The organism is uncultured Methanobrevibacter sp. (assembly GCF_902784195.1).
GTDB lineage: Archaea > Methanobacteriota > Methanobacteria > Methanobacteriales > Methanobacteriaceae > Methanobrevibacter.
On the sequence record NZ_CACZTX010000013.1, the window covers coordinates 1 to 22,738 of the forward strand.

The window sequence follows — 22,738 nt, forward strand, 5'->3', positions numbered from 1 at the left end:
ATTTTGCTCTCCTGAAGCAAGCCATCATATTGTGAAGTATCTGATTTCAAGAAAGGGATTGTCTTTGGATGATAGGCTTTTTGACTTTACTGACAGTTCCTTGATCTATAGTTTCAAGAAGGTGAATGACAGATTAGGCATGGGATTTGTAGGAAATTACAGGTTTTTCAGATCCCATTCCTTAAGAAAGTTTCATGCCAGCAATATTGGATTGAGTGTTGATTATGTTGATGAGCTTCAGGGAAGAGCCAAGACAAAAGTCCATGAGGCTTATATAAAGACCAATCCTAAAAAGTTAAAGGAGATTTACATGGGTGCCATGCACAATGTGATGGTATTCGATGAATGGATAGAAAAGTATGAAAATATTGATAAAAAAGAGGATACGAATACTGTCATTGAGAATCAGGTGATAAATATCATCATCAATTTCACTCTAGATGGAATGGAGTATAAGGTGGAAAAATAGAATATGTTTTTTATAGAATTTTATGTGTTTTTGGTAAAGAAACATAATTTATTTTAAACAGTTGTTTTGTATGATGATCTTAGAAAAAGCATTTTTTAGTGAAATTTTAAACAGTTAAATTGACTTATTTTTACTTTTAATGGAAATATTTTAGTTATTTAATTTAAAACTAGATTTTAATTAGTTATATTCGAAAAAAAACAGTTGTTTGATTTATACGTTAAATGACTTTATATGCCTAAAAATTTTTTGACCGAACTTAATTTAGCAAACTTTATATAAGTATATATTTATATATAATAAATGTAAAATTCATTTGAGTAGTCACCAATCTAGCTTGATAAGAACTTACTTTTTTATCAAGATTATTTGAATGGATTTTTTTCCCATTTTTCAGTAAGTCTCATTAGGATTTTTCATGTCTTTACCAAAGAAACATAAAAATCATGAGAACCTATAGGACTTATTGAAGAAATTTTCTGGATATTCTTTCCCTCTTTCCCAATGGAAGAAGAGGAATTTTGAAAATAAAAAATTTAAATTTTGTGATAATATGAGTCTTAAAAAGATATGCATATGTTTAATACTTATATTTTGTATTATCGGAGCTGCTAGTGCGGCAGAGGATGTGTCCACGGATGTTGTGGATGCAAGCGATGATGCCGTTGCAGTTGATGCGGTATCCGATGATGTAAGTGATTCTTTGGAATCAGTTGTTGTTGAAGATGAGCCAGTTGTGGATGATTCTGCACCTGCTCAGGATGATAATGATGATGTTGAATTAGGATCATCAATTGATGATTTATTAACAGGAATACAAACCGAAATCTATGTAAATAGTAGTTCCACAAATTATGTTGATGAATGGGATCCTGAAGAATCTGTTAGTGGTGAAGATTGGGAAAATGCATATGGTTTTGACACAGGTTTAAAATACGCAACAAGAGACATAATGGAAGGAAAAGATAGCAAAATACATATTGCTGAGGGCACTTACACACAATGGGACTGGACTTCCGGCAAATATTGTGAGGTTATAGGTTATGGTGATGTGATATTCCAATCTGATAATTGTTATGATTTAGATTTTGGTTCTGAAGACAATTATTATAATGCACCTCCATATTTTATTTTAGATACTTCACAAGTATTATTTACTTATAAAAACATTATTTTTGATTGTGATGTTAAAGTTGGAAGTAAAAACTTTAAATTTGTAAACTGCACATTTAAAAAAGGACTTACAATAAGCCATGATTATCAATATCATAATGAGTTTACTCCAGGTCCAACAGAACACTTTTCAGATATATTTGACATAATATTTGAAGGCTGCACATTTGAAATTCCGAAAAGCGATATTAATATTGTTGAAGAAAAAAATAATGTAGTATTTGATGAAAACTGTAAGTTCCCAGTGACTGCAGTCGACTCTGTTGTTGACATCAGCTCCAGCGAAAAGGGCACAGTTACAGTCACATTGACTGACAAGGACTCCAATGCCATTTCTGGCGCTACTTTCAAGTACACTGTAAATGGCGGAGATGAACAGACTGCTGTAACTGGCGATGACGGTAAATACGCAATCACTGGCTTGACTGGAGAAGTCACCGTTGCAGTCAACTATGAAGGAAACGAATCATACAATCCTATAAGTGACAGCAAGTCATTCAACTTCACTGACGAGCCTGCACCTTCCAATGACACCAACGGCTCCAACAGCACTCCTGTGACTCCAACCAAAGTTGCAACCAAGCTCACCGCAAGCAAAGTCACTGCAACCTACAATGTTGCTAAAAAATTAGTCATTACTCTTACTGATAAAAACGGCAAAGCTTTAGCAAACAAAAAAGTAAGCGTTAAAGTCGGTTCCATCAGCAAAACATTAACCACAGATAAGAATGGTAAAGTAAGTCTCAATGTTGCTACACTTGTACCTAAAACTTACACTGCCACTGTCAAGTTTGCAGGAGACAGCGACTATTCCGCTTCCACTGTAAGCCCTAAAGTTGTAGTAAGCAAAGCTAAAGTCAAACTTGCTGCTAAAGCTAAAACATTTAAGGTTAAAGTCAAAACCAAAAAGTACACTGTTACCCTTAAAAATAACAAAGGTAAAGTAATGAAAAAGGTCAAGCTTACCTTAAAAGTAGGCAAAAAGACCTACAAAGCAACTACTAACGCTAAAGGTAAAGCAACCTTTAAAATTACCAAATTAAGCAAAAAAGGCAAATACACTGCTACTGTCAAGTTTGCAGGAAGCAAATACTACAAAGCATTAAGCAAAAAGGTAAAAATAACCGTTAAAAAATAAGTAGAGAATTCATACTCTACTTATTTAATTTATTTTTTTTCATGTTTTCATTCTTATCGATTACTCATTAAAGAAAATAAATCATTAGGGTGGTGAATAATTGAAAAAAAGGATATTTTTGATATCACTGTTATTTATAATCTCGATTGGATTTGCCAGTGCATCTGAAAACATTACCGATATGCAAACAGCGGATGAAATAATTAATGATGGACCTGCAATTTCAGACGAGTCTCCTGTGGATGTTCCTTCAGCGTATTATGTAAATAATACTAAAGAATCAAGCGGTGATGGAAGCAGTTGGGAGAATGCGTCTAAAAGCATTTCTCTAAAGGATAATGCAACCATATATCTGGCTGAAGGGGAATATGAAATTCCGGGAGATCATGTGAACGTAACCTATATTGGGCTGGGCGAAGACACAATTATAACTTCCTTTTCATTTAAACAATCTTATTATTTCAACACCAATCATACAGTGACTGTTATTAATGCTACTTTTAAACCATATACTCAGGTTTGTGGCATATTGCAGGATGGTGTGCCTGTAAATGTTCTTTATAATGTTTTAGTTGATGAGATGGATTTTAAATTTGTCAGTTGTACTTTTATCGATTCTGAATTTCTTGCAAGAACATATGAGAGATCAACACCTAATAGGGACACTCTCACTGATGTTATCACAGCAAGTTTTGAAAACTGCACTTTCAAGGATTACAATGGCAACTATTTGATTAATAATTGGGATTTTTCAAAATTCAACTTTAATGAATGCACATTTGAAAACATCACTGCAGATGCTATAGTGGATTCCTATGGTGGTAGATCAGACAGTCAAGGGCGTTTTGATGGAGTTTACATTTATAATTCCACTTTCAAAAACTGTAATATCCAAGGTATTGTCAAGGCTCGCCAGTTAGGTTCCTGTGAAATTGTTGACTGCACTTATGATTTTGATGCTTCTGAAACTGTTGATTTGGTTTCACCATTTTATGTAAACAAAACAATCAAATCAGCAGATTTAAATGAAACTCAGTTAACTGTAACTGCCAAGGACAACAGTGTTATTATCACTTTAACTGACGTTAACACCAACAAACCTATTGCTGGTGTGGAAGTGGCTATTATTAACAATAATAAGGTTTTTGCTTATAGGGATACTGACAGTAATGGTCAGATTGTTTTAGATAATCTTTTGGGTACTTATAATTTTGAGTTTTCTTATCCTGGTGATCCTTATGCTTATCTTCCGACTTCAGTTAATAAGACATTAACATTCAATAAGACTAAAAGCAATGCAGTTATTCAAGCGCCTAAGGTGGCTGCTATATATAATGTTGCTAAAAACTTGGTTATCACTCTTAAGGATTCTAATGGCAATGCTTTGTTTGGGAAGTATGTTACTGTTAAGGTGGGGTCTGTATCTAAAAGGTTGAAGACTGATAAAAATGGTAAGGTGTCTTTAAATGTTGCGACTTTGGTTCCTAAAGCCTATGTTGCATCCATCAGCTTTGCAGGTGATGATGACTACAACAAGGCATCCTCCACTGTTAAGGTTGTTGTATCCAAGGCGGTTCCTAAGCTTTCTGCTAAGGCGAAGACATTTAAGAAGTCTGTTAAGGTCAAGAAGTACAAGGTTACTTTAAAAAATAATTTGAATAAGGTCTTGAAAAACGTCAAGCTTACTGTCAAGGTCAATAAGAGGACTTATTCCGCTAAGACCAACAGCAAGGGTGTTGCTACATTCAAGATCACTAAATTGACTAAGAAGGGCACTTTCAAGGCTAAGGTTTCCTTTAAGGGCAGCTCTTTGTACAAGGCAGTTAGCAAATCAGTGAAAATCAAAGTTAAATAAGAAAAAATGGGATGATTTCTTTTATCCTATTTTTAATATTTTTTTTTAATGGATAAAATAATGCACATTCTTTTAAAATGCAAAAGGAGAAAAATGTGTATTATTTTATTTATTATGCAAAATTTCAATGTATAATGAATAATTTAGGCTGTCGAATTTATTTAATATGAAAATTATGTATTTTGATAATTTTTATTGGATTATAGAATTGTAATAATTAATGGAGGGTGAGACTTTTTTGAAATGGAATGGTAGGATTTTGGTCTTTTCATTGTTCCTTGTTTTGGTCTTTTCTTTGTGTGGGGTGTCTGCTTATGATGCTGATGAGATTGATTCTCTATCTCTGGATAGTGGTGATGCCTGTTTGGAGTTAAGTTCCGATTCGTTGGATGTTGAAAGGATTGATGGGTCTTATTCTTCTTCTGATGTGGAAAATGATGATGATGTTTTGAAGGGTTCTCCAGTTCTTTCTGCCAACAGTTCGGATGATTCTTCTCGCTATGTTGTTGTACAGGATAATCTTGGCGATTATTTTGATGAATCAGGGGTTCTAAAAGACAAGTATGGCGGTAGCGTCCTTGTCTTTGAGGGCTTGTTTGATCATAAAGGCGTTTTGACTGTTGACAAGAATGGCACTCGTCTTATGGGAAATGATAGCCTTTTTAACAATACTGTCTTCAGCTTGACTGCAAGCGGCATAATGCTTGCCAATATGCACTTTGCATTGGATGAGTCTTTTCCGGATAATCATAATGCGGGAATATTTGTTGGATGGGACAATATAACCCTGTATAATGTTACTGTGGATTATGACACTCCAGAGGATGTTGATGCTTATGGCATTTATTCCCTTGATAATTTTGGCTTTAAGCTTATTAACTCTTCCATCAACTATGTCGGTCATGCCTATCATGAAGGGCATAATTATCCGGTGATATTGCAATATAGTGATGATGCATTGGTTTGCGGAAACCTTATTAATGCTACTATGCCATTGCGTGAGATTGGCCATTACAGTGGATTTTTAGGGGATCAGGTGGCTTCATTTGCAGCGGGATATAGCCGTAACCTCCAATTTTCTGACAATAATGTCTATTCTGACATTAATTTTGGCGAATATCAGAATGGGGTCAGGTATCCTACATTGTCTTCTGTGTATTTCTATGCATGTGACAATTCAACTGTTAGCGGAAACAGCATTAAGGTTGAGGACTTGTACACTCGAAAGAACCTTGCAAACTACTTGTATGCGATTGACATATACTGTTTGGATGACATGACCATTGTTGATAACAGCGTTGATGTGTTCACTTATGGCGGTTGTGGCCGTGACGGCACTGCTTATCCTATACAGATTACAGGCCCTGCCAATAATATGAAAATCGCTTACAATTATTTGCATAGTGTTAGCAATGGTCCGAACATAGGTATTTATTCTCAGAACTTCAATGGTATGACTCAAATTGACATATTCAGCAATTTCATTAACATTACTGGCAAGGCAGGCACTGACCAGTGGGCTTTGGTTGCTGGTATTGAGGTGCAGGATTCCGATGACAGGATACTGAACAATACTATTATTGTTGATACTGTTGGCGGTTATAAGCCTGGTGATCGCATTTATGGCATCAGTTATTCTCAAGGAACCGATGGGAACCATAAGTATGATATCAGATATAATAATGTTTCTGTTCCGGGTCCTATTGCAATCAGCTTGAATCAGGGGACTGCTTCCACTACAAGCGATACTAATGTTATGTACAATATACTTGTCACTGGTATTGGTGAAGGCGGTGACCGTGCTGTGAGCATTGGAGGCAATGGTCAGAATAATGTTATTCGTTACAATACCAATGGTGCTGATACCATTCGTCATATGACTGATCGTGACCTTCCGTCCTGGATAAGTGATTATCGTTCAGGAGGTACCGGTTCAGGTAGGGGCATTGATTTGTCCTGGATGCATTCTGGCAGTGGTGTCTCAGGATTTGGTAATGGTAACGGCAGCGGTTCAGGATTAAGGGTTGATGGTTCCGTTAATGGTACTAACAGTCATTTTTCCAGGTCTAATGCCACTCGTGGTGATTTGAATTCCACTTATTACACTTATGGTGATTCCGGCTTGAGCATTGCAGCTGCTTCTTCGTCTGCAGGTTCTGCTTCAGATTCTCATTCAAGTGTTGATAAGAGGGCTTATGAGATTGATGATGAGGATAATCCTGTGGTGAAGTCTGTGGATTATTTCCAGTTGGGCATTGTTGTTTTGGCTGTTTTGCTGTTGTTGCTTGTTGGTTATAAGCGTCAGAAGGATAAAGAGGAAGAAGAATAGTTAAAATTTTTGTTTATGATGGAGTGTTTGCCAAAAAATATCAAATTTAAGCTTCATAGATTTTTAGATAATAAACCTCTAAATTATTATTTTTTTGGCAAATGCTTTCCTTTTAATTTTTTAATTTTAAAATTAAAGGATAAAGTTTTGTTTTTTAATTTTAAAATTAATAGATTATTGTGATTTATTAATTGTTTTATCTACATTAGTAATTTATAAAATTTAATATTATAATATTTCTTTAATTATTTTAATGATTTGATTAATTAAACAATAGTTTCAATAATTAAATCAGATTTTAATTTATCGTAGTTTTAATTAAATTGTATAGTTTTTAGGAGGAGTAATTTTATATGGTTGGCACTAACATTTTAACTTCTACTTTGGATTTGGTTAGCCAGAGTCTTCAAATCCCTGTAATCATTTTCCTATTATTATTTGCAATAGGAGCAATCATTCTGTTAGGTGGATTGATTAGGGAGTTCAGGCATAGAAAGGCTGTTTCCAATGTGGAGATGAAAAGATTAATCAATGAGATCTCAAATGCAAAAAGTCAAGATGAAATATTGAATATAGTACAATCTTCAGAGATTCCAAATTCCATGAAGAATGACTTAAGGGAGATTACAGACACTGATCTTGACCTTGAATCAAGAATAGCACTTGCAAAGAAACTAGTGAGCAGCAGAGAAAAGAAACTGGAGAAAAGACTCTCATACACAGATATTATCACTCGTATCGGTCCAACATTAGGTTTGATGGGTACTTTGATTCCTATGGGTCCTGGTCTTGCTGCTTTAGGTAGCGGTGACATTGTGACTTTGTCCAATGCGATCATTGTTGCTTTTGACACCACTGTTGTTGGTATTGGTGCTGGTGCACTTGCTTATGTAATCAGTAAGATCAGACGCAGGTGGTACAGTGAGTATATTGCTAACATTGATGTCTTGACTGATGTTGTCCTTACAAAAATAGGAAAGCTTTAGGAGTAATGTTTTTATGGTTAAGCTTAATCGAAAGACTGCCTTTGAGGAGGAAGAGGAAGACCCAATGACTGGTGTTGCAAACCTTGTGGATGCAATGCTTGTTATTGCAGTGGGACTATTGGTGTTTCTAGTCATTTCCTGGAATATGCAGGCTATTGTGTTCAATGATGATATCAGTCCTGATCAAAGGCAGGATGCTATCAATGCCATGAAGCAGGTGACCGAGATAGATCAAGGCAAGCAGTTGAATGAGACTCCTGATGTAAGTTCAAGTTCAGGAGAAGGGTATGCTGAATTGGGAAAGGTCTACAAGGATTCCAATACGGGCAAGCTGATAATGATAGAGAATTGATTAATTTTCCATTTTTCTTATTATTTTTTTTCATATTCTTATTATTTTTTTAAATTCTTAACTCTGTTTAAATCAGATATTTTTTTGATTTTTTCAATATTTTTCTTTTAATCTTTGATTTTTTTAATATTTTTTATTGTTTTTCTTTTTTGTATAATATTTTTTTATGAATTTTGGATTATTTTTATATTTTTTGTTAAGATTTGATTTTAAAAATAAATATTATTTTTTATAAATTATTAATAGAAATATGTAAATGATTTTGAATTTTAAGCATTCTTATCGATATATTTATATATTAAAAAATATACAATTAATATTATAAAAATTTGAGGTGTTAAATATGGAATTACCAATCGCTCCTATCGGAAGAATATTAAAAAATGCTGGTGCTGAAAGAGTAGCTGATGCAGCTAAAGCTGAATTAGCTGAAGCAATCGAAGAATACGGAAACGAAATTGCTCAAAAAGCAGTTAACTTTGCACGCCACGCAGGTAGAAAAACTGTAAAAGCTGAAGACATTAAATTAGCAATTAAATAAGATTGCTGTTTAGTATTTTCGGATTTGAATCTAGATTTAAGTAATTTTTACTTTTATCTTTTTCTTACGCCTTTTTACGAACTCTTTATTTTTATTTTTTTAAGTATCATTAAATAATTGGCTTAAATTGCTAGTTATTTTCTTTTTTAAACCTATTTTTCTAATAACATTTATATACTATAAATAATATACTTTATTATGTCTAGTTCTCTAGAATTTATTTCATTAATACTAAATTGAAAAATTTTATATTATTAGCTGATTTTACTTAAACTAATAATATTCATTGAAAATATTAAACTAGAATAAAAACTTTTTACTTTTATTTTAGGCTTTATTATTTAGTGATGTGGATATAATATTTAGAGTTATAGATTAAAACTTTAAATCTGTAATTATAATTGAATATTTTTTAGCTTCTATAAGCTAACTTTTTATTATGATATTATATTTAATAAGATTTCAAAATGGATTTAATCTTAGGTATCATATTTAAAAAGTTTTATCTATAATTAATAGAAATTTAAATTTCAAGATTGATTATTTTCTGATATTTGATTATTTTACTGATTTTTATAGTAATTATTTTGCCGATGGATGGCAAAAAGCCAGATGAAAAAGGAGGTAAATTATATGGCAAACATTTATGTAAAATTTGACACACCTGAAGAAATCGCTAACAAAGCAGAAGAAGCTTTAGAAGTAGCACAAAATACTGGTAAAGTAGCAAAAGGAACTAACGAAGTAACTAAATTTATCGAAAGAGGAAACGCAGCTTTAGTCGTTATCGCTGAAGATGTTGACCCTGCTGAAATCGTTGCTCACATTCCTGTTCTCGCTGAAGAAAAAGAAATTCCTTACGTATACTTAGCAACCAAAGACAAAGTTGGTGCAGCTGCTGGTTTAAGTGTTGGAACTGCTTCCGCTTGTATTGTAGATGCTGGAGATGCTGCTGACTTAGTAGCAGAAGTTGTTGAAAAAGTTGCAGAACTTAAAGAATAAGTATTGCGCCTTAGAAGATACATATCTTCAAAATAATTAATAGGTGATAATATGGAAGAAGGAAGTCCAGCAGAAGTTATTGAAGTTCTAAACAGAACTGGTATGACTGGAGAAATCATGCAAGTAAAATGCAGAATTCTCGATGGAAGAGACAAAGGAAGAATTTTAACAAGAAATATCATGGGCCCTGTACGTGAAGGCGATATTTTAATGTTACTCGACACAATCAGAGAAGCTAAGGAGATTAGAACTCCTTAATAACTTAGGTTATTAAGCTTATCTTACTTAAAGAAGGTGTTTTAACATGAGAACTTGTTCATTCTGTGGTAAAGAAATAGAAGAAGGTACCGGTAAAATGTACGTTAAGAAAGACGGATCCATCTATTTCTTCTGTAGTAGTAAATGTGAAAAAAATATGATCAAACTTGGTAGAGTACCAAGAAAAGTTAAATGGGTTAAACAATGATTGAAAGAAGCTTTGTTATGATGAAACCTGATGCGGTATCTAGACGTTTAATGGGTCAAGTTTTAAGCCGTTTTGAAGCTAAAGGTCTTAAAATCGTAGCTATGAAATTAAGACAAATCGACGAAGATTTAGCAAAAGAACATTATGGAGAACACTCTGAAAAACCATTTTTCAACGGTTTAGTGGAATACATCACTTCCGCTCCAGCTTTAACCATGGTTATTGAAGGAGACGATGCTATTTCTGTAATCAGAAAAATGGTAGGAGCAACCAATCCTAAAGAAGCAGATGTTGGAACCATTAGAGGAGATTTCGGTATGGATACTGGAAGAAACATTATCCACGCATCTGATGCACCTGAATCTGCTAAAAGAGAAATTGCTCTTTTCTTCGATGAAGAAGAAATTTGTGATTATTCCATGTCTGATAACGCTTGGATTTACGAATAGATTCAGATTTCTTAAAAAATCAATTCGTTGTCTATAATCGAATTAAAATTATTATTGTTTAAATTTATTGAATTATTGAATTATTTAGTTGTGAGTGGAGTTATATGAAGATTAGATCCCCAATTGTATCTGTTTTAGGTCATGTAGACCATGGTAAAACTACCCTTTTGGATTATATCAGAGGAAGTACTGTAGCTGATAGGGAAGCTGGAGGTATTACCCAGCACATCGGAGCTACTGAAATACCAATAGATACAATTAATGAAATATGTGGCGATTTTATAGCTAGATTATCAATTAAGGATACAATTCCTGGTTTGTTTTTTGTAGACACTCCTGGGCATGCTGCATTTACATCACTTCGTAAACGTGGTGGAGCTTTAGCGGATTTGGCTATTTTAATTGTTGACATAAACGAAGGTTTCAAGCCTCAAACCTATGAGGCAATCAATATTTTGAAAATGTATAAGACTCCATTTATCGTTGTAGCAAATAAGATTGACAGAATCTTTGGATGGGATATCCATGAAGGCGCTTCCTTTATGGAAAGCTTCAAACAGCAAGCTCCAAGAGTTCAAACCGATTTGGACTTGAAAATCTACGAGCTCATTGGAAAATTGCATGAGGAAGGATTCCAGTCTGAAAGATTCGACAGAGTCACTGACTTTGCAAGCCAAATCACAATCATTCCAATCTGTGCAAAATCAGGTGAAGGTATCATTGAGCTTATTGCAATGTTGCTCGGTCTTGCTCAGGAATACTTGACTGAACAATTGGAAATCCATGAAGATGCTCCTGCAAAAGGAACTGTATTGGAAGTCAAGGAAGAAACCGGTCTTGGAGTGACCGTTGATAGCATTATCTATGATGGTGTGCTCCGTGATGGTGATGAAATTGCTTTAATGGATGCAAACAATGTTGTAAAAACCAAAATCAGATCTATCTTAAGGCCTCTCCCTCTTGAAGAGATGAGAGATTCCAAGAAGAAATTCAAAAAGGTTGATGAGGTTGTTGCAGCAGCAGGTATCAAGATAGCAGCTCCAAATCTTGATGATGTCGTTTCAGGTTCTCCTCTTAGAGTATTGAATGAGGATGAGGACGTTGAAGCGGAATTGTTAAAGGAATTGGAGGATATTACCGTTGATACTGATGATGAAGGTTTATTCGTTAAGGCAGACACTTTAGGTTCCCTTGAAGCGGTTGTTCATTTGCTTAAGGAAATGGAGATTCCAATTAGGTCTGCAGAAATCGGTGATGTAAACAAAAGGGATGTAATCGATGCATCCATTGCTAAGGACGAAAACATCGAGCATGGTGTAATCATTGCATTTAATGTAAAGGTACATCCAAAGGCTCTTGACGATTTAAATAATTCTGGCGTTAAGCTCTTCCAAGGTGATGTAATCTATCAGATCACTGAAGATTATGAAGCTTGGGTCCAAGAGAGAAAAGAAGCTCAGAAAAAGCAATGGCTTGATGCAATCATCAAACCTGCTAAGTTCATGATTCTTCCAAAACTCATATTCAGGCAAAGCAAACCTGCCATTTGTGGTATTGAAGTTGAAGCAGGAACCGTTAAGCAAGGATATGCTTTAATGAATGCAAATGGGGACTATGTAGGTACAATTGCCAGTATGGAAGATAAGGGCGAGACCTTGACTGCTATTTCAAGAGGTCAAAGGGTTGCTATGGCTATCAACGATGCTGTAGCTGGAAAGGACTTTGAAGAGGGAGACACATTATATGTAGACATCCCTGAAAAGCATTACAAGATCTTGGAAAGAGAGTTTAAGGACAAATTGAATGAAGACGAATTCATGGCCCTTGATGAAATCTTGGAAATCAAACGTAGAAGAGAACCAGATTGGGGTAAATTCGGTCTTTTTGAATATTAATTAAATCATTAATTTCAATAAAAGTCATTTAACAATATAATTTGATGATGATTTCACATATATTTAAGATTATAGAATAAATACTAGAGATTAGGAAAGATTAAATTCCGAAAAATAAAAGGAGGAATTTTATTGGCATTTAAAATTGTTGTATCTGAAAAAGAATTAAGTTATCAATTAGAAGTTGATGATGGAAAACAATTAAACGGTTTAAAAATCGGAGAAGAATTCGATGGTCAAATCGTTGGTTTAGATGGCTACACTTTAAAAATCACTGGTGGTAGCGACAAAAACGGTTTCGCTATGAAAAAAGACGTTGATGGTCCTAGAAGAATCAAAAGTCTTTTAACCGGTGGAGTAGGCTACAAACCTAAAGGCGATGGTGTTAAAAGAAGAAAAACCGTAAGAGGAAACACTATCTCTGAAGATATTGTTTTAATTAACACTATTGTTACCAAAGCAGGTAGCAAATCCATATCTGATATCTTAAATCCTGAAGAAGAGGAAGCAGAAGAATAATCAGATAAAAAAAAATGATAAATGAAATTTATAATGAAATTCTCATTTCATTATTATTTTTCAATTTTCATTGAATCTAAAATTAAAATAATTTTATTTGAAATTATTAAAATTAAATTTTTATTATATTTTATTATTAAAAAGCATTAAATCATGTTTATATTAAAATTGAATTATAAATATGATTTTAACTTAAAAAAACAACATTATTCATAAGTGTAATTCAATATTAATATAAATTTCATTGTTGAATTTATTATTAATTATCATTATTATCTAATATTCATTTATGTTTATTATTTAATTCAAATTATTTATTTAAAAAAATTAAAGGTGTAATCTGTGAAAGTTCAATCTGATGTAAACATAGGACTTGTGGGCCATGTCGATCACGGAAAGACAACACTTACTAAAGCATTATCTGGTGTATGGACAGATACTCACAGTGAAGAAACAAAAAGAGGTATTTCAATCCGTTTAGGATATGCTGATATTGAATTTAGAAAATGTCCTAATTGTGAAGAGCCTTTATGTTACACTACTAAAGATGTTTGTGAACATTGTGGAAGTGAAACTGAAGTAATTAGAAAAGTATCATTTGTAGATGCTCCAGGACACGAAACCTTAATGGCTACCATGTTATCTGGTGCAGCAATTATGGATGGTGCTGTATTGGTAATTGCAGCTAACGAGGAATGTCCACAGCCACAAACCAAGGAACACTTGATGGCACTTGATGTTATTGGTGTTAAGGATGTAGTGGTAGTTCAAAATAAGGTGGATATTGTTCCTAGAGAAAGAGCTATTGAGAGTTACAATGAAATTAAGGAATTTGTAAAAGGCACTTGTGCAGAAGATGCACCAATCATTCCAGTATCTGCTCAACAAGGAGCTAATATCGATATTCTCATTAAAGCTATCAATGATGTGATAATTACACCGGAAAAAGAATTAGATAAACCTGCTAGAATGCATGTAGCTAGATCATTTGATATTAACAAGCCTGGTTCTCATCCTAAAAAGATTAAAGGTGGAGTAATCGGTGGAAGTTTAGTTCAAGGTACTCTTAAATTAGGGGACATTATTGAAATTAGACCTGGAATTAATGTCAAGGAAAGTAAACAGAACAAATGGATCAGCTTGACTTCTGAAATCATTGGATTGGAAGCCGGTGGAGAATCTGTAGAAGAAGTAGGTCCTGGAGGACTTATTGGAGTAGCTACTAAATTAGACCCTGCATTAACTAAAGCAGATTCATTATCTGGTTCCGTTGCTGGTGCTGAAGGTACTTTGCCTGAAGTATTGCATAGCTTTGACATGAAAACTGAGCTATTGGAACGTGTTGTAGGAACTAAAGATGAAAGAAAAGTGGATCCAATTAAAATCAAGGAACCTTTAATGATTAACTGTGGTACAACCACCACTATTGGTGTAGTTACTAAAGTTAAGAAAAACGTTAGCGTTGCATTGAAATTGCCTGTATGTGCTGACAAAGGTGATAGAGTAGCTTTATCCCGTAGAGTAGGTGCACGTTGGAGGTTAATTGGATTTGGTATAATTCAATAATTGATTTTAAAAAATCGTTTTTAATTATTGGATTTATTTTAAAATTTAGTCAGTGATAACATGGAATCTGGAGATAAAAGAGAAGTATTTATTGATACTAACTTTTTTATGATTCCTTTTCAATTCAATGTAGATATTCTAGAGGAATTTAAAAGAATTTTGCCTAATTATCAATTGGTCACTACAAAATTTGTTATTAATGAGCTTAAAGGCCTTAAAAAGAATAGCAAAGGAAAGGTTAGATTAGCTGCGGGATTAGGCTTGAAAATTGCGCAATCCGGCGAAATTGAAATTAGAGACATTCCTTTAAATGATGGTGAATCTGTAGATGATGCATTGATTAGAGTGTCCAATGTATTGGCGACAAACGATGCAAATCTAAGAAAGAAAGCAAAGAAAAAAGGAATTGCATTGGTTATTCTTAGGCAAAGGAAATATCTGGCAGTTGAAGGTTATCTGATTTAACGGTTAACTTATTGGCATTATAAGTAACTTTAAATAGTTTCATTATTATATTTTTAATTGATATTCATAATTTACTTAAAAAATTTATTAATTCATTGATTTATAAATTTAAAATTTATAAAAATTAGCTTTATTACAAATTTATTTAAAATTTAAATTTCACTTAAAACGAGGGATTATTTTGTATTACATGACAACTATTGAGGGAACTGTAAGAATTCCACCTTACAGATTTGATGAACCTCTTGAAGATGTAGCTATTGAAACTTTAAATGAGGAATACGTCGGACAGCTCGATAAGAATTTAGGTTTAATGGTCGGTGCTGTCAGCATTGAGGAAATTGGTGAAGGAGTGCTCATTATGGGTGATGGTGCTGCTTACCATAATGTTGTATTCAATGCAATATTCTTCAAACCTGAACAACAGGAAATTGTTGAAGGTGAAGTGACAGACATTACCGAATTCGGTGCATTCGTAAGAATCGGTCCTATGGAAGGTCTTGTTCACGTTTCTCAAGTAACTGATGATTATATTAACTATGATCCTAAAAACGCATCTCTTTTAGGTAACGAATCCAAAAAGGTCTTAACTGAAGGAGATAGAATCAGAGCAAGAATAGTTACTTTAAGTCTTAAAGGAAAATCCATTAAGGAATCTAAGATTGGTCTTACCATGAGACAACCTAACTTAGGTAAATTCGAATGGATTCAAGCTGAAAAGAACAAAGCACTTGAAAAAGCTAATGCTAAGGTGGAAGAATAATGGTATACGCTTGTACACATTGTAATTTATTAACTGAAAAGCAACAATGTCCAGAATGTAAAAACCCTACTTCATCTAATTGGAGCGGACTTTTAATCATAACTGATCCTGAAGAGTCTGAAGTTGCTCGTGAATTAGGAATTACAAAAGCTGGTGAATACGCTTTAAGAGTAAGATAATTTTCTTAACTCTTTTTTTTATTTTTTCTTGTTTTTAGTTTTTATTTATCATTTCTATTTTTAAAATCAATTTTTTCTATTTTTAAGGCATTTTTTATGCTAAACTTTATATATCTTAAATTAGATAAATATTAAAGTATAATAATTATTTTACTATATATTTTTTGCTCGAATATTTAATTAAAATATTATTATTGGAGATTTATTGATAGAGGTTAAAACTTGTTTAAGTTAGATGAGAATTTAATAGATGAATTCAAAAAGCCATTAGGTAAATTGTATCCTGAGTTTGAAGATGCAATTCCTATGATTAAAGAAGCTAATTTCTTAATCTCTGTTGGTGATCAAACCACTAAAAATCTTGTTGATAATGATTTGATTCCTGATTTGGGAATCATAGACAATCGTATTCAACGTAAAGATCATAATCATGATATTATTCGTACAGAAAACATTTTAGAGGCAGACAATCCTGCTGGTACAATCACTGAAAATCTATGGGAAACCATAGAGGAAGCCATTTCTTTAACTTTGAAAGATAGCGAAAATCGCATTATTGTAGTTAAAGGGGAAGAGGATCTTGCTGTTCTTCCATGCTTATTGGTTGCACCTGAAGATGCTGTTATCTTATATGGACAACCTAATGAGGGATTGGTCTTTGTAAATGTTTCTGATGGAAAAGACAAAGCTGCTAAGCTTATGACTTACTTTAAGGAAATGGCTTAGTTTAATTGTATTTTATAATTAATTAAATTCAAACCCTAAAATGAGAGGTTTTTATAATGGAAATCGAAATTTTTGAAAAGAAAGAAAACGTTTTATTTGATAGAACTGAAGTTAAATTTTATGTTTCATACGTAGGAGAACCAACTCCTAAGCTTTTAGATGTCAAAAGCAAATTAGTTGCAATGCTTGACACTAAAAAAGAATTAATCGTTGTAGACAACATTCAACCAGGATACGGTGAACCTAAAGCAACTGGTTACGCTAAAGTGTATGGTAGAGAATCATCTTTAATTGATGTAGAAAAACCAAGCATCATTGAAAAGAACAAAGAACCAGAAGCTCCTGCTGAAGAAGAAGATGAAGCGGAAGAATAAATGATTAATGTTTAGGAGGATATTATTATGCCTGATAAAAAAGATTTATACACTGTAGAAGGAGACAAAATCGTAAGGAAAAACCCATTCTGTCCTCGTTGTGGTGAAGGTGTCTTCATGGCTGACCACGGTGACAGATTCGCTTGCGGTAAATGCGGATACACTGAAATGAAAGCTAAAGAATAGATTTATTCTTTACTTTACTTTTTTACTTTTTTTTAATTATTTTTTTACTAAGCTATTTTTACATTTTTAATTATTTTAGTCTATTTTTTAGATATTTTTACTTAGCTGTTTTTACATTTTTAATTATTTTAGTCTATTTTTTAGATATTTTTACTTGCTGTTTTCACATTTTTATTTTAGTCTATTTTTTAGATTTCGCTACAAACATTTATTATTTATAAAATGTATATACACTATTAATAATAAGGTGATAATTATGAATAACCGTTTAGCAATTGCTCGTGATTTTGCAAAGGCTATAAATAATGAGTATATATCTAAAATAATTTTATTTGGTTCTGTAGCTAGAGAAGAAGATACAGAAGACTCAGATATTGATATTTTAGTTGTATCAAATTATGCTAAATTGATTGAACCTAAAATAAGAGAAGAGGTTTTCAATGTTGTTATTGATAAAAAGGAATTCATATCTGTCCATGTCTTTTCAGAAGAGAAATTAAATAAAATCCAAGATTTTTCCTTATTAAAAAACATTGAAGAAGAGGGGATTGTCCTTGGATGAAATAGAATCTTGTATTGAAATTGCAATTGATGATTTGGAATCAAGCAAGCTTCTTTTGGAAGCAGGCAAATATAGAAATTCCGTAACCTTATCCTATTATGCAATGTTCTCTATTGCAAGAGCTTTACTTTTAAAGAAAGGTTTAACTCCTAAAACACATGATGGGGTAATCACATTAATCGGTGAAAAGTATGTTCTCGATGAAGGATTTGATAGGGAGTTGGCATCCAGATTCTCTAGGGCGAGAACAATTAGAGAAGATGCAAGTTATGCAAATTATGATGATTTTGATTTAGACACTGCAAAAGAGAATATATGGCTTGCTGAAGAGTTTATAAATGAAGCTAAAAAATTCTTATGATTATTTTTATTTATTGTTTAATGAGTTGATACGAGTGAAAATTAGAACTGGAAGACTTGAAAAGGAAATGACCGATGAAGCTGCAGTATACACCTCTTCATTGGAATTTGACAGATTTATCTTTGATGCAGACATTCAATGCAATTACGCTCACACTTCAATGCTTAAGGCACAAGGGATTATTGATGAAGAAATAGCAGATAAGATCCTTGAAGCATTGGATAAGCTTAGTGATGAAGGCTTTGATGCCCTTGAATTTGACCATTCTGTTGAAGACGTTCATATGGCTGTAGAAAACTATGTAACAAAGCTTGTAGGTCCTGAAGCAGGATTCATGCATACTGCAAAGTCAAGAAATGACCAAGTTGCAACAGACATAAGACTTCTTTTAAGAGACAGAATAACTGAAATTCAAATTGGAATCCTTGAATTCATTGAAGGTATCCTTGAGCTTGCAAAGGAGCATAAGGAAACCGTCATGATCGGATACACTCACTTGCAGCATGCGCAACCAGTTACATTGGCTCATCACTTGATGGCACATGCACAAGCCCTAAAAAGGGATTACCAAAGATTGGATGATACTTATAAGAGAGTCAATCTAAACCCATTAGGTTCTGCTGCTATGGCAACTACAAGTTTTCCAATTGATAGGGAATTGACAACTCAATTATTAGGATTTGATGATTATCTTGAAAACTCCATGGATGGCGTTTCATCAAGAGACCACATTGCAGAGACCGTATTTGACTTAAGCGCTCTTTGCACTACATTATCCAAAATCTGTGAAGAATTGGTTCTTTGGAGCACTTACGAGTTTGGAATCGTTTCAATGGCTGATGAATACTCATCCACATCTTCAATCATGCCACAGAAGAAAAACCCTGATGTTGCAGAAGTTGCAAGATCAAAATGCGCTATTGTAAACGGTGAACTTGTAACTATCCTTACAATATTGAAAGCTATTCCATACACTTACAACAGGGATTTGCAGGAAATCACTCCTCACTTATGGAGTGCTTGTGATGTGGCTTATGACACCTTAAAGATAGTCAACCATATGCTCTTGACTGTAACTTTCAATACAGAAAGATGCCTTGAATTGGCAGGAGCTAACTTCGCTACCGCTACCGATTTGGCAGACATTATGGTAAGGGAAAGAAAGATACCATTCAGAACAGCACATCAGATTGTAGGAAGAATTGTTAATGAGGCAGTTGCTGAAGGAGTGAATCCAAGTGAAATCGATGGTGCATATGTGGATAATGTTGCAGAAGAACTTGGATTTGAAAAATTAGGTCTTGATGATGAATTGATTCACAATGCATTGAATCCAATTGAAAACGTTAAGATAAGAAATGTTCCTGGTGGACCTTCCCCTGAAATGGTACAATTGGCTATTGACAATATGAACATATTTTTAGATAATGAATTTGAAAAGCAAGGAATCTGATTGTTTTTCATTTCAATTATTTTATTTTTTCAATCATTTTATAACTATTGTTAAAACATTATCTTTCATGCTGATGGATTGCTAAGATTTTAAATATTATTGTTTCTAAACGGTGGAAATATGGTATATGATGTAAATGCTCTTCTAAATCACATCAATAGGATTAGAAAGGAAATAGGTCATGAGGAAGTCAATATAGACATTAAGGAAGTTCTATATGACAAGGACACTAATGAAATGTGGATTATTACCAATGACCGTCCCGACAAATCCGCTATTATCGGAAAAGGAGGGTGGGTTGTTGGAAGACTCAGAGAAGAGCTTGAAATAGCTAGCATTCATGTTGAAAGCTATTCTGATTTCCTTCAAAAGGAGTATAGAATGAACCTTTCATTGAATAAGCTAAATTCATTTGTAAATGAAAACAAGGAAAATTTGGATTACGGTTCATTTATAGCATTGAACAATCTAATTGACATTCTAAAGATAAAATTGGATAATCTTTATTCATTTAATTTCTACAAGTATTTCAAGGATTTGGATGAAGGGCCATATGGTTATTTTGAATCTGAACAACCAACAGCTATTGTAGCATTGTCTGGTGGTACTGACAGCAGCTTTTCATTAATATTGGCTAAGAAATTGGGATTCAATCCAATAGCCATTACAGTTGATCCTGGAACAATTGTTCTTCCAAAGCAATTCAAGCATAACATTGACAAGTTGGTAAGTGAATTGGATGTTCCTCATGAATACATTCAAGTCGATTATGCAGATTTGATTGAGGAGTCTTTTACAGGAAGATTCCACCCTTGTGGCAGATGTTCAAAAATCATTGAAGACACTTTATACAAATATGCTTTAGAGAATGATATTCCTATTGTGATTTTCGGAGATATGTTGGCAACTGGAAGTCAGTGCATAACCGAACAAATTTGTAATTTTGATGAAAATGAAGTAAAAATTAATGAAAACAGTGAAAATGAATCAAGTGATGTAGATAATGAAGTCAATAATCATAAAGTTATTAGACTCAACTTACCTGCTTCATTATCCGTATCAAAATTAGAGAACAAATCATTAACCAGTCATTATAATTTAATTAAGTTTAAAGGATTTGGATGTCCTTTGCTGTATGAAGTTCATAAGAAGTTTCCGCACATGAAAAGGTACTCAATTCAAAGAATTTTAAGGGAAACCAGATCAGGTGTACTTGAACCAGGTGAGGCATTGGACTTGATATGGAGTTTTTATAATACTGACTAAAATTTAAGCTAAATTTTATTTTGAATTTTATATTTTTATTAATTTCTATAATTCTAAAATTTTTAATTTTATTAAGGTGATAATGTGAAAAGAACTATTTGTCCACGTTGCGGTTCAAGCAATATAGATTGGATCATTCCACAGGTTTGGTCAAAATGGGAATGTAAGGATTGTTCTTATACTGGACCTGCCATTGAAGCTGATGATGACTTGATTGCAGAAATCAAGGCGGACTGGGAAGAGAATAAGGAAAAATATCTTGAAGAGGAAAATATGAGAGCTCAACAGATTGCTTCTGGTGAAGATGAAGTCTTGGATGATGAAATGGAACTTGAAGAGGAAGATGAGCTTAGTGAAGAGGAAATGGATAAAAAATTGAGAGAATTGGATTTATAATTCATATTAAAAATAATTCAATTTAAATCATTAATTTTTTATACTTTATTAAACATACTATTATTTGAATATATTAACATTGTAAAAATTTTAAGTTCATTGAACTTTTTAATGAGGTGATATTATGCCTAGTTTTTTAAATTTACGTGGAAACAATAATGACTCTAAAGACCCTAGACTAATTAGGGAAGGAATCAAATTAGGAGTTAATTATAAAAGATTTAGTAAAGACCCTGTTTTAGGTAAAAACATCTTGTTAAGGTCTAACACTGTAATCTATAATGATGTAATCATTGGAGATGATTTTAAAACTGGACATAATGTTGTTGTAAGAGATCATACTACTATTGGTAATGATGTATTGATAGGTACAAACACTGTAATTGAAGGTGGATGTGAAATCGGTAACAATGTAAGCATTCAATCAAATGTATACATTCCTAGAAACAGTATCATTGAGGACAATGTATTCATTGGACCTTGTGCCTGCTTTACCAATGACAGATATCCTGTCAGAGTTGAATATGATTTGAAAGGACCTCAACTTAGAAAAGGATGTTCCGTTGGTGGAAACACTACATTCCTATCCAATATTGAAGTTGGTGAAGGAGCTATTGTAGCTGCTGGTGCAGTTGTTACCCGTAGTGTGCCTCCTTATTACTTGGCTATTGGTACCCCTGCTAAGATCAAGCCATTGCCTACTTCACTTAGAGTTCCAAACATGATTTAGTTTTGGAATTTTTCTTTTTTTCTTTTATTATTTTAATGTCGATTTTTTAATTCTTTTTACGCATTTTATTTATTAATTTTATTAACTTTTTATAGTTTATTTTCTACTTTTATTAATTTTTAATTCTATTTTTCCTTATTTATTCATTATTTCTCCTTTTTTAACCTAAAGATTATATATAATAAAAAATATATATTTTTATGTTATATATTAAGACTATTTATTCTAAAATATTCTAAAACTATTTATTTATTGTTTTTTAGCTTTTAAAATATTTTAAAATAAATTGATGATTTTATACTAATTATATTAAAAATAATTAAAATTTAATGAAACTATTAGGGAGACTTAATTATGATTGTAAAAGATTGGTGTTCTTACTGCGGTTGTTGCGCAGGTGTCTGTGTAAGAAACTGCATAGAAGTAAAGGAAACTGCTTTAGTTTTTGATGATAACTGTAATAACTGTGGAATTTGTGTTGATGCTTGTCCTTTAGCAGCATTAGAAATGGAAGAGGAATAAGCGAGGATTGATTAT

General features: G+C 33.0%; 26 protein-coding genes and 1 pseudogene. All 27 read left to right on the top strand.

Features of this window, described 5'->3' with window-relative positions; genetic code table 11:
- Window positions 1-469, top strand: a pseudogene (locus tag QZU90_RS08815) (integrase); the annotation flags it as partial.
- 553 nt (window positions 470-1,022) lie between these two features.
- Window positions 1,023-2,780 (top strand): hypothetical protein, encoded by a 1,758-nt coding sequence (locus QZU90_RS08820; RefSeq protein ID WP_296856728.1) that lies wholly within the window; start codon window positions 1,023-1,025, stop codon window positions 2,778-2,780.
- Between the two features lie 100 nt (window positions 2,781-2,880).
- The gene (locus tag QZU90_RS08825; RefSeq protein WP_296856730.1) at window positions 2,881-4,635 is read left to right on the top strand and encodes a hypothetical protein; all 1,755 of its coding nucleotides are present in this window, start codon (window positions 2,881-2,883) and stop codon (window positions 4,633-4,635) included.
- 238 nt (window positions 4,636-4,873) lie between these two features.
- Window positions 4,874-6,964, top strand: coding sequence for a hypothetical protein (locus QZU90_RS08830; protein ID WP_296856731.1), 2,091 nt, complete (start codon window positions 4,874-4,876; stop codon window positions 6,962-6,964).
- 353 nt (window positions 6,965-7,317) lie between these two features.
- Complete coding sequence (locus QZU90_RS08835; protein WP_296856733.1) at window positions 7,318-7,950, top strand: MotA/TolQ/ExbB proton channel family protein; 633 nt, start codon at window positions 7,318-7,320, stop codon at window positions 7,948-7,950.
- Between the two features lie 13 nt (window positions 7,951-7,963).
- Window positions 7,964-8,302: a DUF2149 domain-containing protein gene (locus tag QZU90_RS08840; RefSeq protein ID WP_296856735.1), complete on the top strand. Its 339-nt coding sequence runs from the start codon at window positions 7,964-7,966 to the stop codon at window positions 8,300-8,302.
- 343 nt (window positions 8,303-8,645) lie between these two features.
- Window positions 8,646-8,843: a histone family protein gene (locus QZU90_RS08845; protein ID WP_292788330.1), complete on the top strand. Its 198-nt coding sequence runs from the start codon at window positions 8,646-8,648 to the stop codon at window positions 8,841-8,843.
- Between the two features lie 633 nt (window positions 8,844-9,476).
- Window positions 9,477-9,845 carry a 50S ribosomal protein L7Ae gene (gene rpl7ae, locus QZU90_RS08850; protein WP_292777681.1) on the top strand — a complete coding sequence of 123 codons (369 nt, stop codon included), beginning with the start codon at window positions 9,477-9,479 and terminating at the stop codon, window positions 9,843-9,845.
- A 51-nt stretch (window positions 9,846-9,896) separates the two neighbouring features.
- Window positions 9,897-10,103 (top strand): 30S ribosomal protein S28e, encoded by a 207-nt coding sequence (locus QZU90_RS08855; RefSeq protein ID WP_292777638.1) that lies wholly within the window; start codon window positions 9,897-9,899, stop codon window positions 10,101-10,103.
- Window positions 10,104-10,149: 46 nt separating this feature from the next.
- Window positions 10,150-10,311, top strand: coding sequence for a 50S ribosomal protein L24e (locus QZU90_RS08860; protein WP_067146875.1), 162 nt, complete (start codon window positions 10,150-10,152; stop codon window positions 10,309-10,311).
- The gene (ndk, locus tag QZU90_RS08865; protein ID WP_295606120.1) at window positions 10,308-10,760 is read left to right on the top strand and encodes a nucleoside-diphosphate kinase; all 453 of its coding nucleotides are present in this window, start codon (window positions 10,308-10,310) and stop codon (window positions 10,758-10,760) included. The genes QZU90_RS08860 and ndk overlap by 4 nt, the downstream gene beginning before the upstream one ends.
- A 104-nt stretch (window positions 10,761-10,864) precedes the next feature.
- Window positions 10,865-12,655: a translation initiation factor IF-2 gene (infB, locus tag QZU90_RS08870; protein WP_296856738.1), complete on the top strand. Its 1,791-nt coding sequence runs from the start codon at window positions 10,865-10,867 to the stop codon at window positions 12,653-12,655.
- 132 nt (window positions 12,656-12,787) lie between these two features.
- The gene (locus QZU90_RS08875; RefSeq protein ID WP_292788680.1) at window positions 12,788-13,174 is read left to right on the top strand and encodes a 30S ribosomal protein S6e; all 387 of its coding nucleotides are present in this window, start codon (window positions 12,788-12,790) and stop codon (window positions 13,172-13,174) included.
- Window positions 13,175-13,516: 342 nt separating this feature from the next.
- On the top strand, window positions 13,517-14,740 hold the full coding sequence (locus QZU90_RS08880) for a translation initiation factor IF-2 subunit gamma (RefSeq protein WP_295606124.1): 1,224 nt from the start codon (window positions 13,517-13,519) through the stop codon (window positions 14,738-14,740).
- A gap of 60 nt (window positions 14,741-14,800) precedes the next feature.
- Window positions 14,801-15,205, top strand: coding sequence for a PIN domain-containing protein (locus QZU90_RS08885; protein WP_296856740.1), 405 nt, complete (start codon window positions 14,801-14,803; stop codon window positions 15,203-15,205).
- Between the two features lie 190 nt (window positions 15,206-15,395).
- Window positions 15,396-15,968 (top strand): DNA-directed RNA polymerase, encoded by a 573-nt coding sequence (locus tag QZU90_RS08890; RefSeq protein ID WP_296856759.1) that lies wholly within the window; start codon window positions 15,396-15,398, stop codon window positions 15,966-15,968.
- Entirely contained in the window at window positions 15,968-16,147 is a 180-nt protein-coding gene (spt4, locus tag QZU90_RS08895; RefSeq protein WP_296856742.1) for a transcription elongation factor subunit Spt4, read from the top strand. The genes QZU90_RS08890 and spt4 overlap by 1 nt, the downstream gene beginning before the upstream one ends.
- Window positions 16,148-16,369: 222 nt before the next feature.
- A complete protein-coding gene (locus QZU90_RS08900) occupies window positions 16,370-16,873 on the top strand; it encodes a GTP-dependent dephospho-CoA kinase family protein (protein ID WP_296856744.1) in 504 nt (167 codons plus the stop codon).
- 56 nt (window positions 16,874-16,929) lie between these two features.
- The gene (locus tag QZU90_RS08905) at window positions 16,930-17,247 is read left to right on the top strand and encodes a 30S ribosomal protein S24e (RefSeq protein WP_295606135.1); all 318 of its coding nucleotides are present in this window, start codon (window positions 16,930-16,932) and stop codon (window positions 17,245-17,247) included.
- A 27-nt stretch (window positions 17,248-17,274) separates the two neighbouring features.
- Window positions 17,275-17,433: a 30S ribosomal protein S27ae gene (locus QZU90_RS08910; RefSeq protein WP_292777618.1), complete on the top strand. Its 159-nt coding sequence runs from the start codon at window positions 17,275-17,277 to the stop codon at window positions 17,431-17,433.
- A gap of 256 nt (window positions 17,434-17,689) precedes the next feature.
- Window positions 17,690-17,995: a nucleotidyltransferase domain-containing protein gene (locus tag QZU90_RS08915; protein ID WP_295606139.1), complete on the top strand. Its 306-nt coding sequence runs from the start codon at window positions 17,690-17,692 to the stop codon at window positions 17,993-17,995.
- Window positions 17,988-18,356 (top strand): HEPN domain-containing protein, encoded by a 369-nt coding sequence (locus QZU90_RS08920; protein ID WP_295606142.1) that lies wholly within the window; start codon window positions 17,988-17,990, stop codon window positions 18,354-18,356. The genes QZU90_RS08915 and QZU90_RS08920 overlap by 8 nt, the downstream gene beginning before the upstream one ends.
- Before the next feature lie 34 nt (window positions 18,357-18,390).
- Window positions 18,391-19,809 carry an argininosuccinate lyase gene (gene argH / locus QZU90_RS08925; RefSeq protein WP_296856747.1) on the top strand — a complete coding sequence of 473 codons (1,419 nt, stop codon included), beginning with the start codon at window positions 18,391-18,393 and terminating at the stop codon, window positions 19,807-19,809.
- Between the two features lie 120 nt (window positions 19,810-19,929).
- Window positions 19,930-21,075, top strand: coding sequence for a 7-cyano-7-deazaguanine synthase (locus tag QZU90_RS08930; protein ID WP_295606146.1), 1,146 nt, complete (start codon window positions 19,930-19,932; stop codon window positions 21,073-21,075).
- An 84-nt stretch (window positions 21,076-21,159) separates the two neighbouring features.
- On the top strand, window positions 21,160-21,471 hold the full coding sequence (locus QZU90_RS08935) for a hypothetical protein (protein ID WP_296856749.1): 312 nt from the start codon (window positions 21,160-21,162) through the stop codon (window positions 21,469-21,471).
- Window positions 21,472-21,595: 124 nt separating this feature from the next.
- Window positions 21,596-22,201, top strand: a complete 606-nt coding sequence (locus QZU90_RS08940; RefSeq protein ID WP_295606154.1) for an acyltransferase — start codon at window positions 21,596-21,598, stop codon at window positions 22,199-22,201.
- Window positions 22,202-22,555: 354 nt separating this feature from the next.
- On the top strand, window positions 22,556-22,723 hold the full coding sequence (locus tag QZU90_RS08945) for a 4Fe-4S binding protein (protein ID WP_292776291.1): 168 nt from the start codon (window positions 22,556-22,558) through the stop codon (window positions 22,721-22,723).
- Window positions 22,724-22,738: the final 15 nt, after the last annotated feature.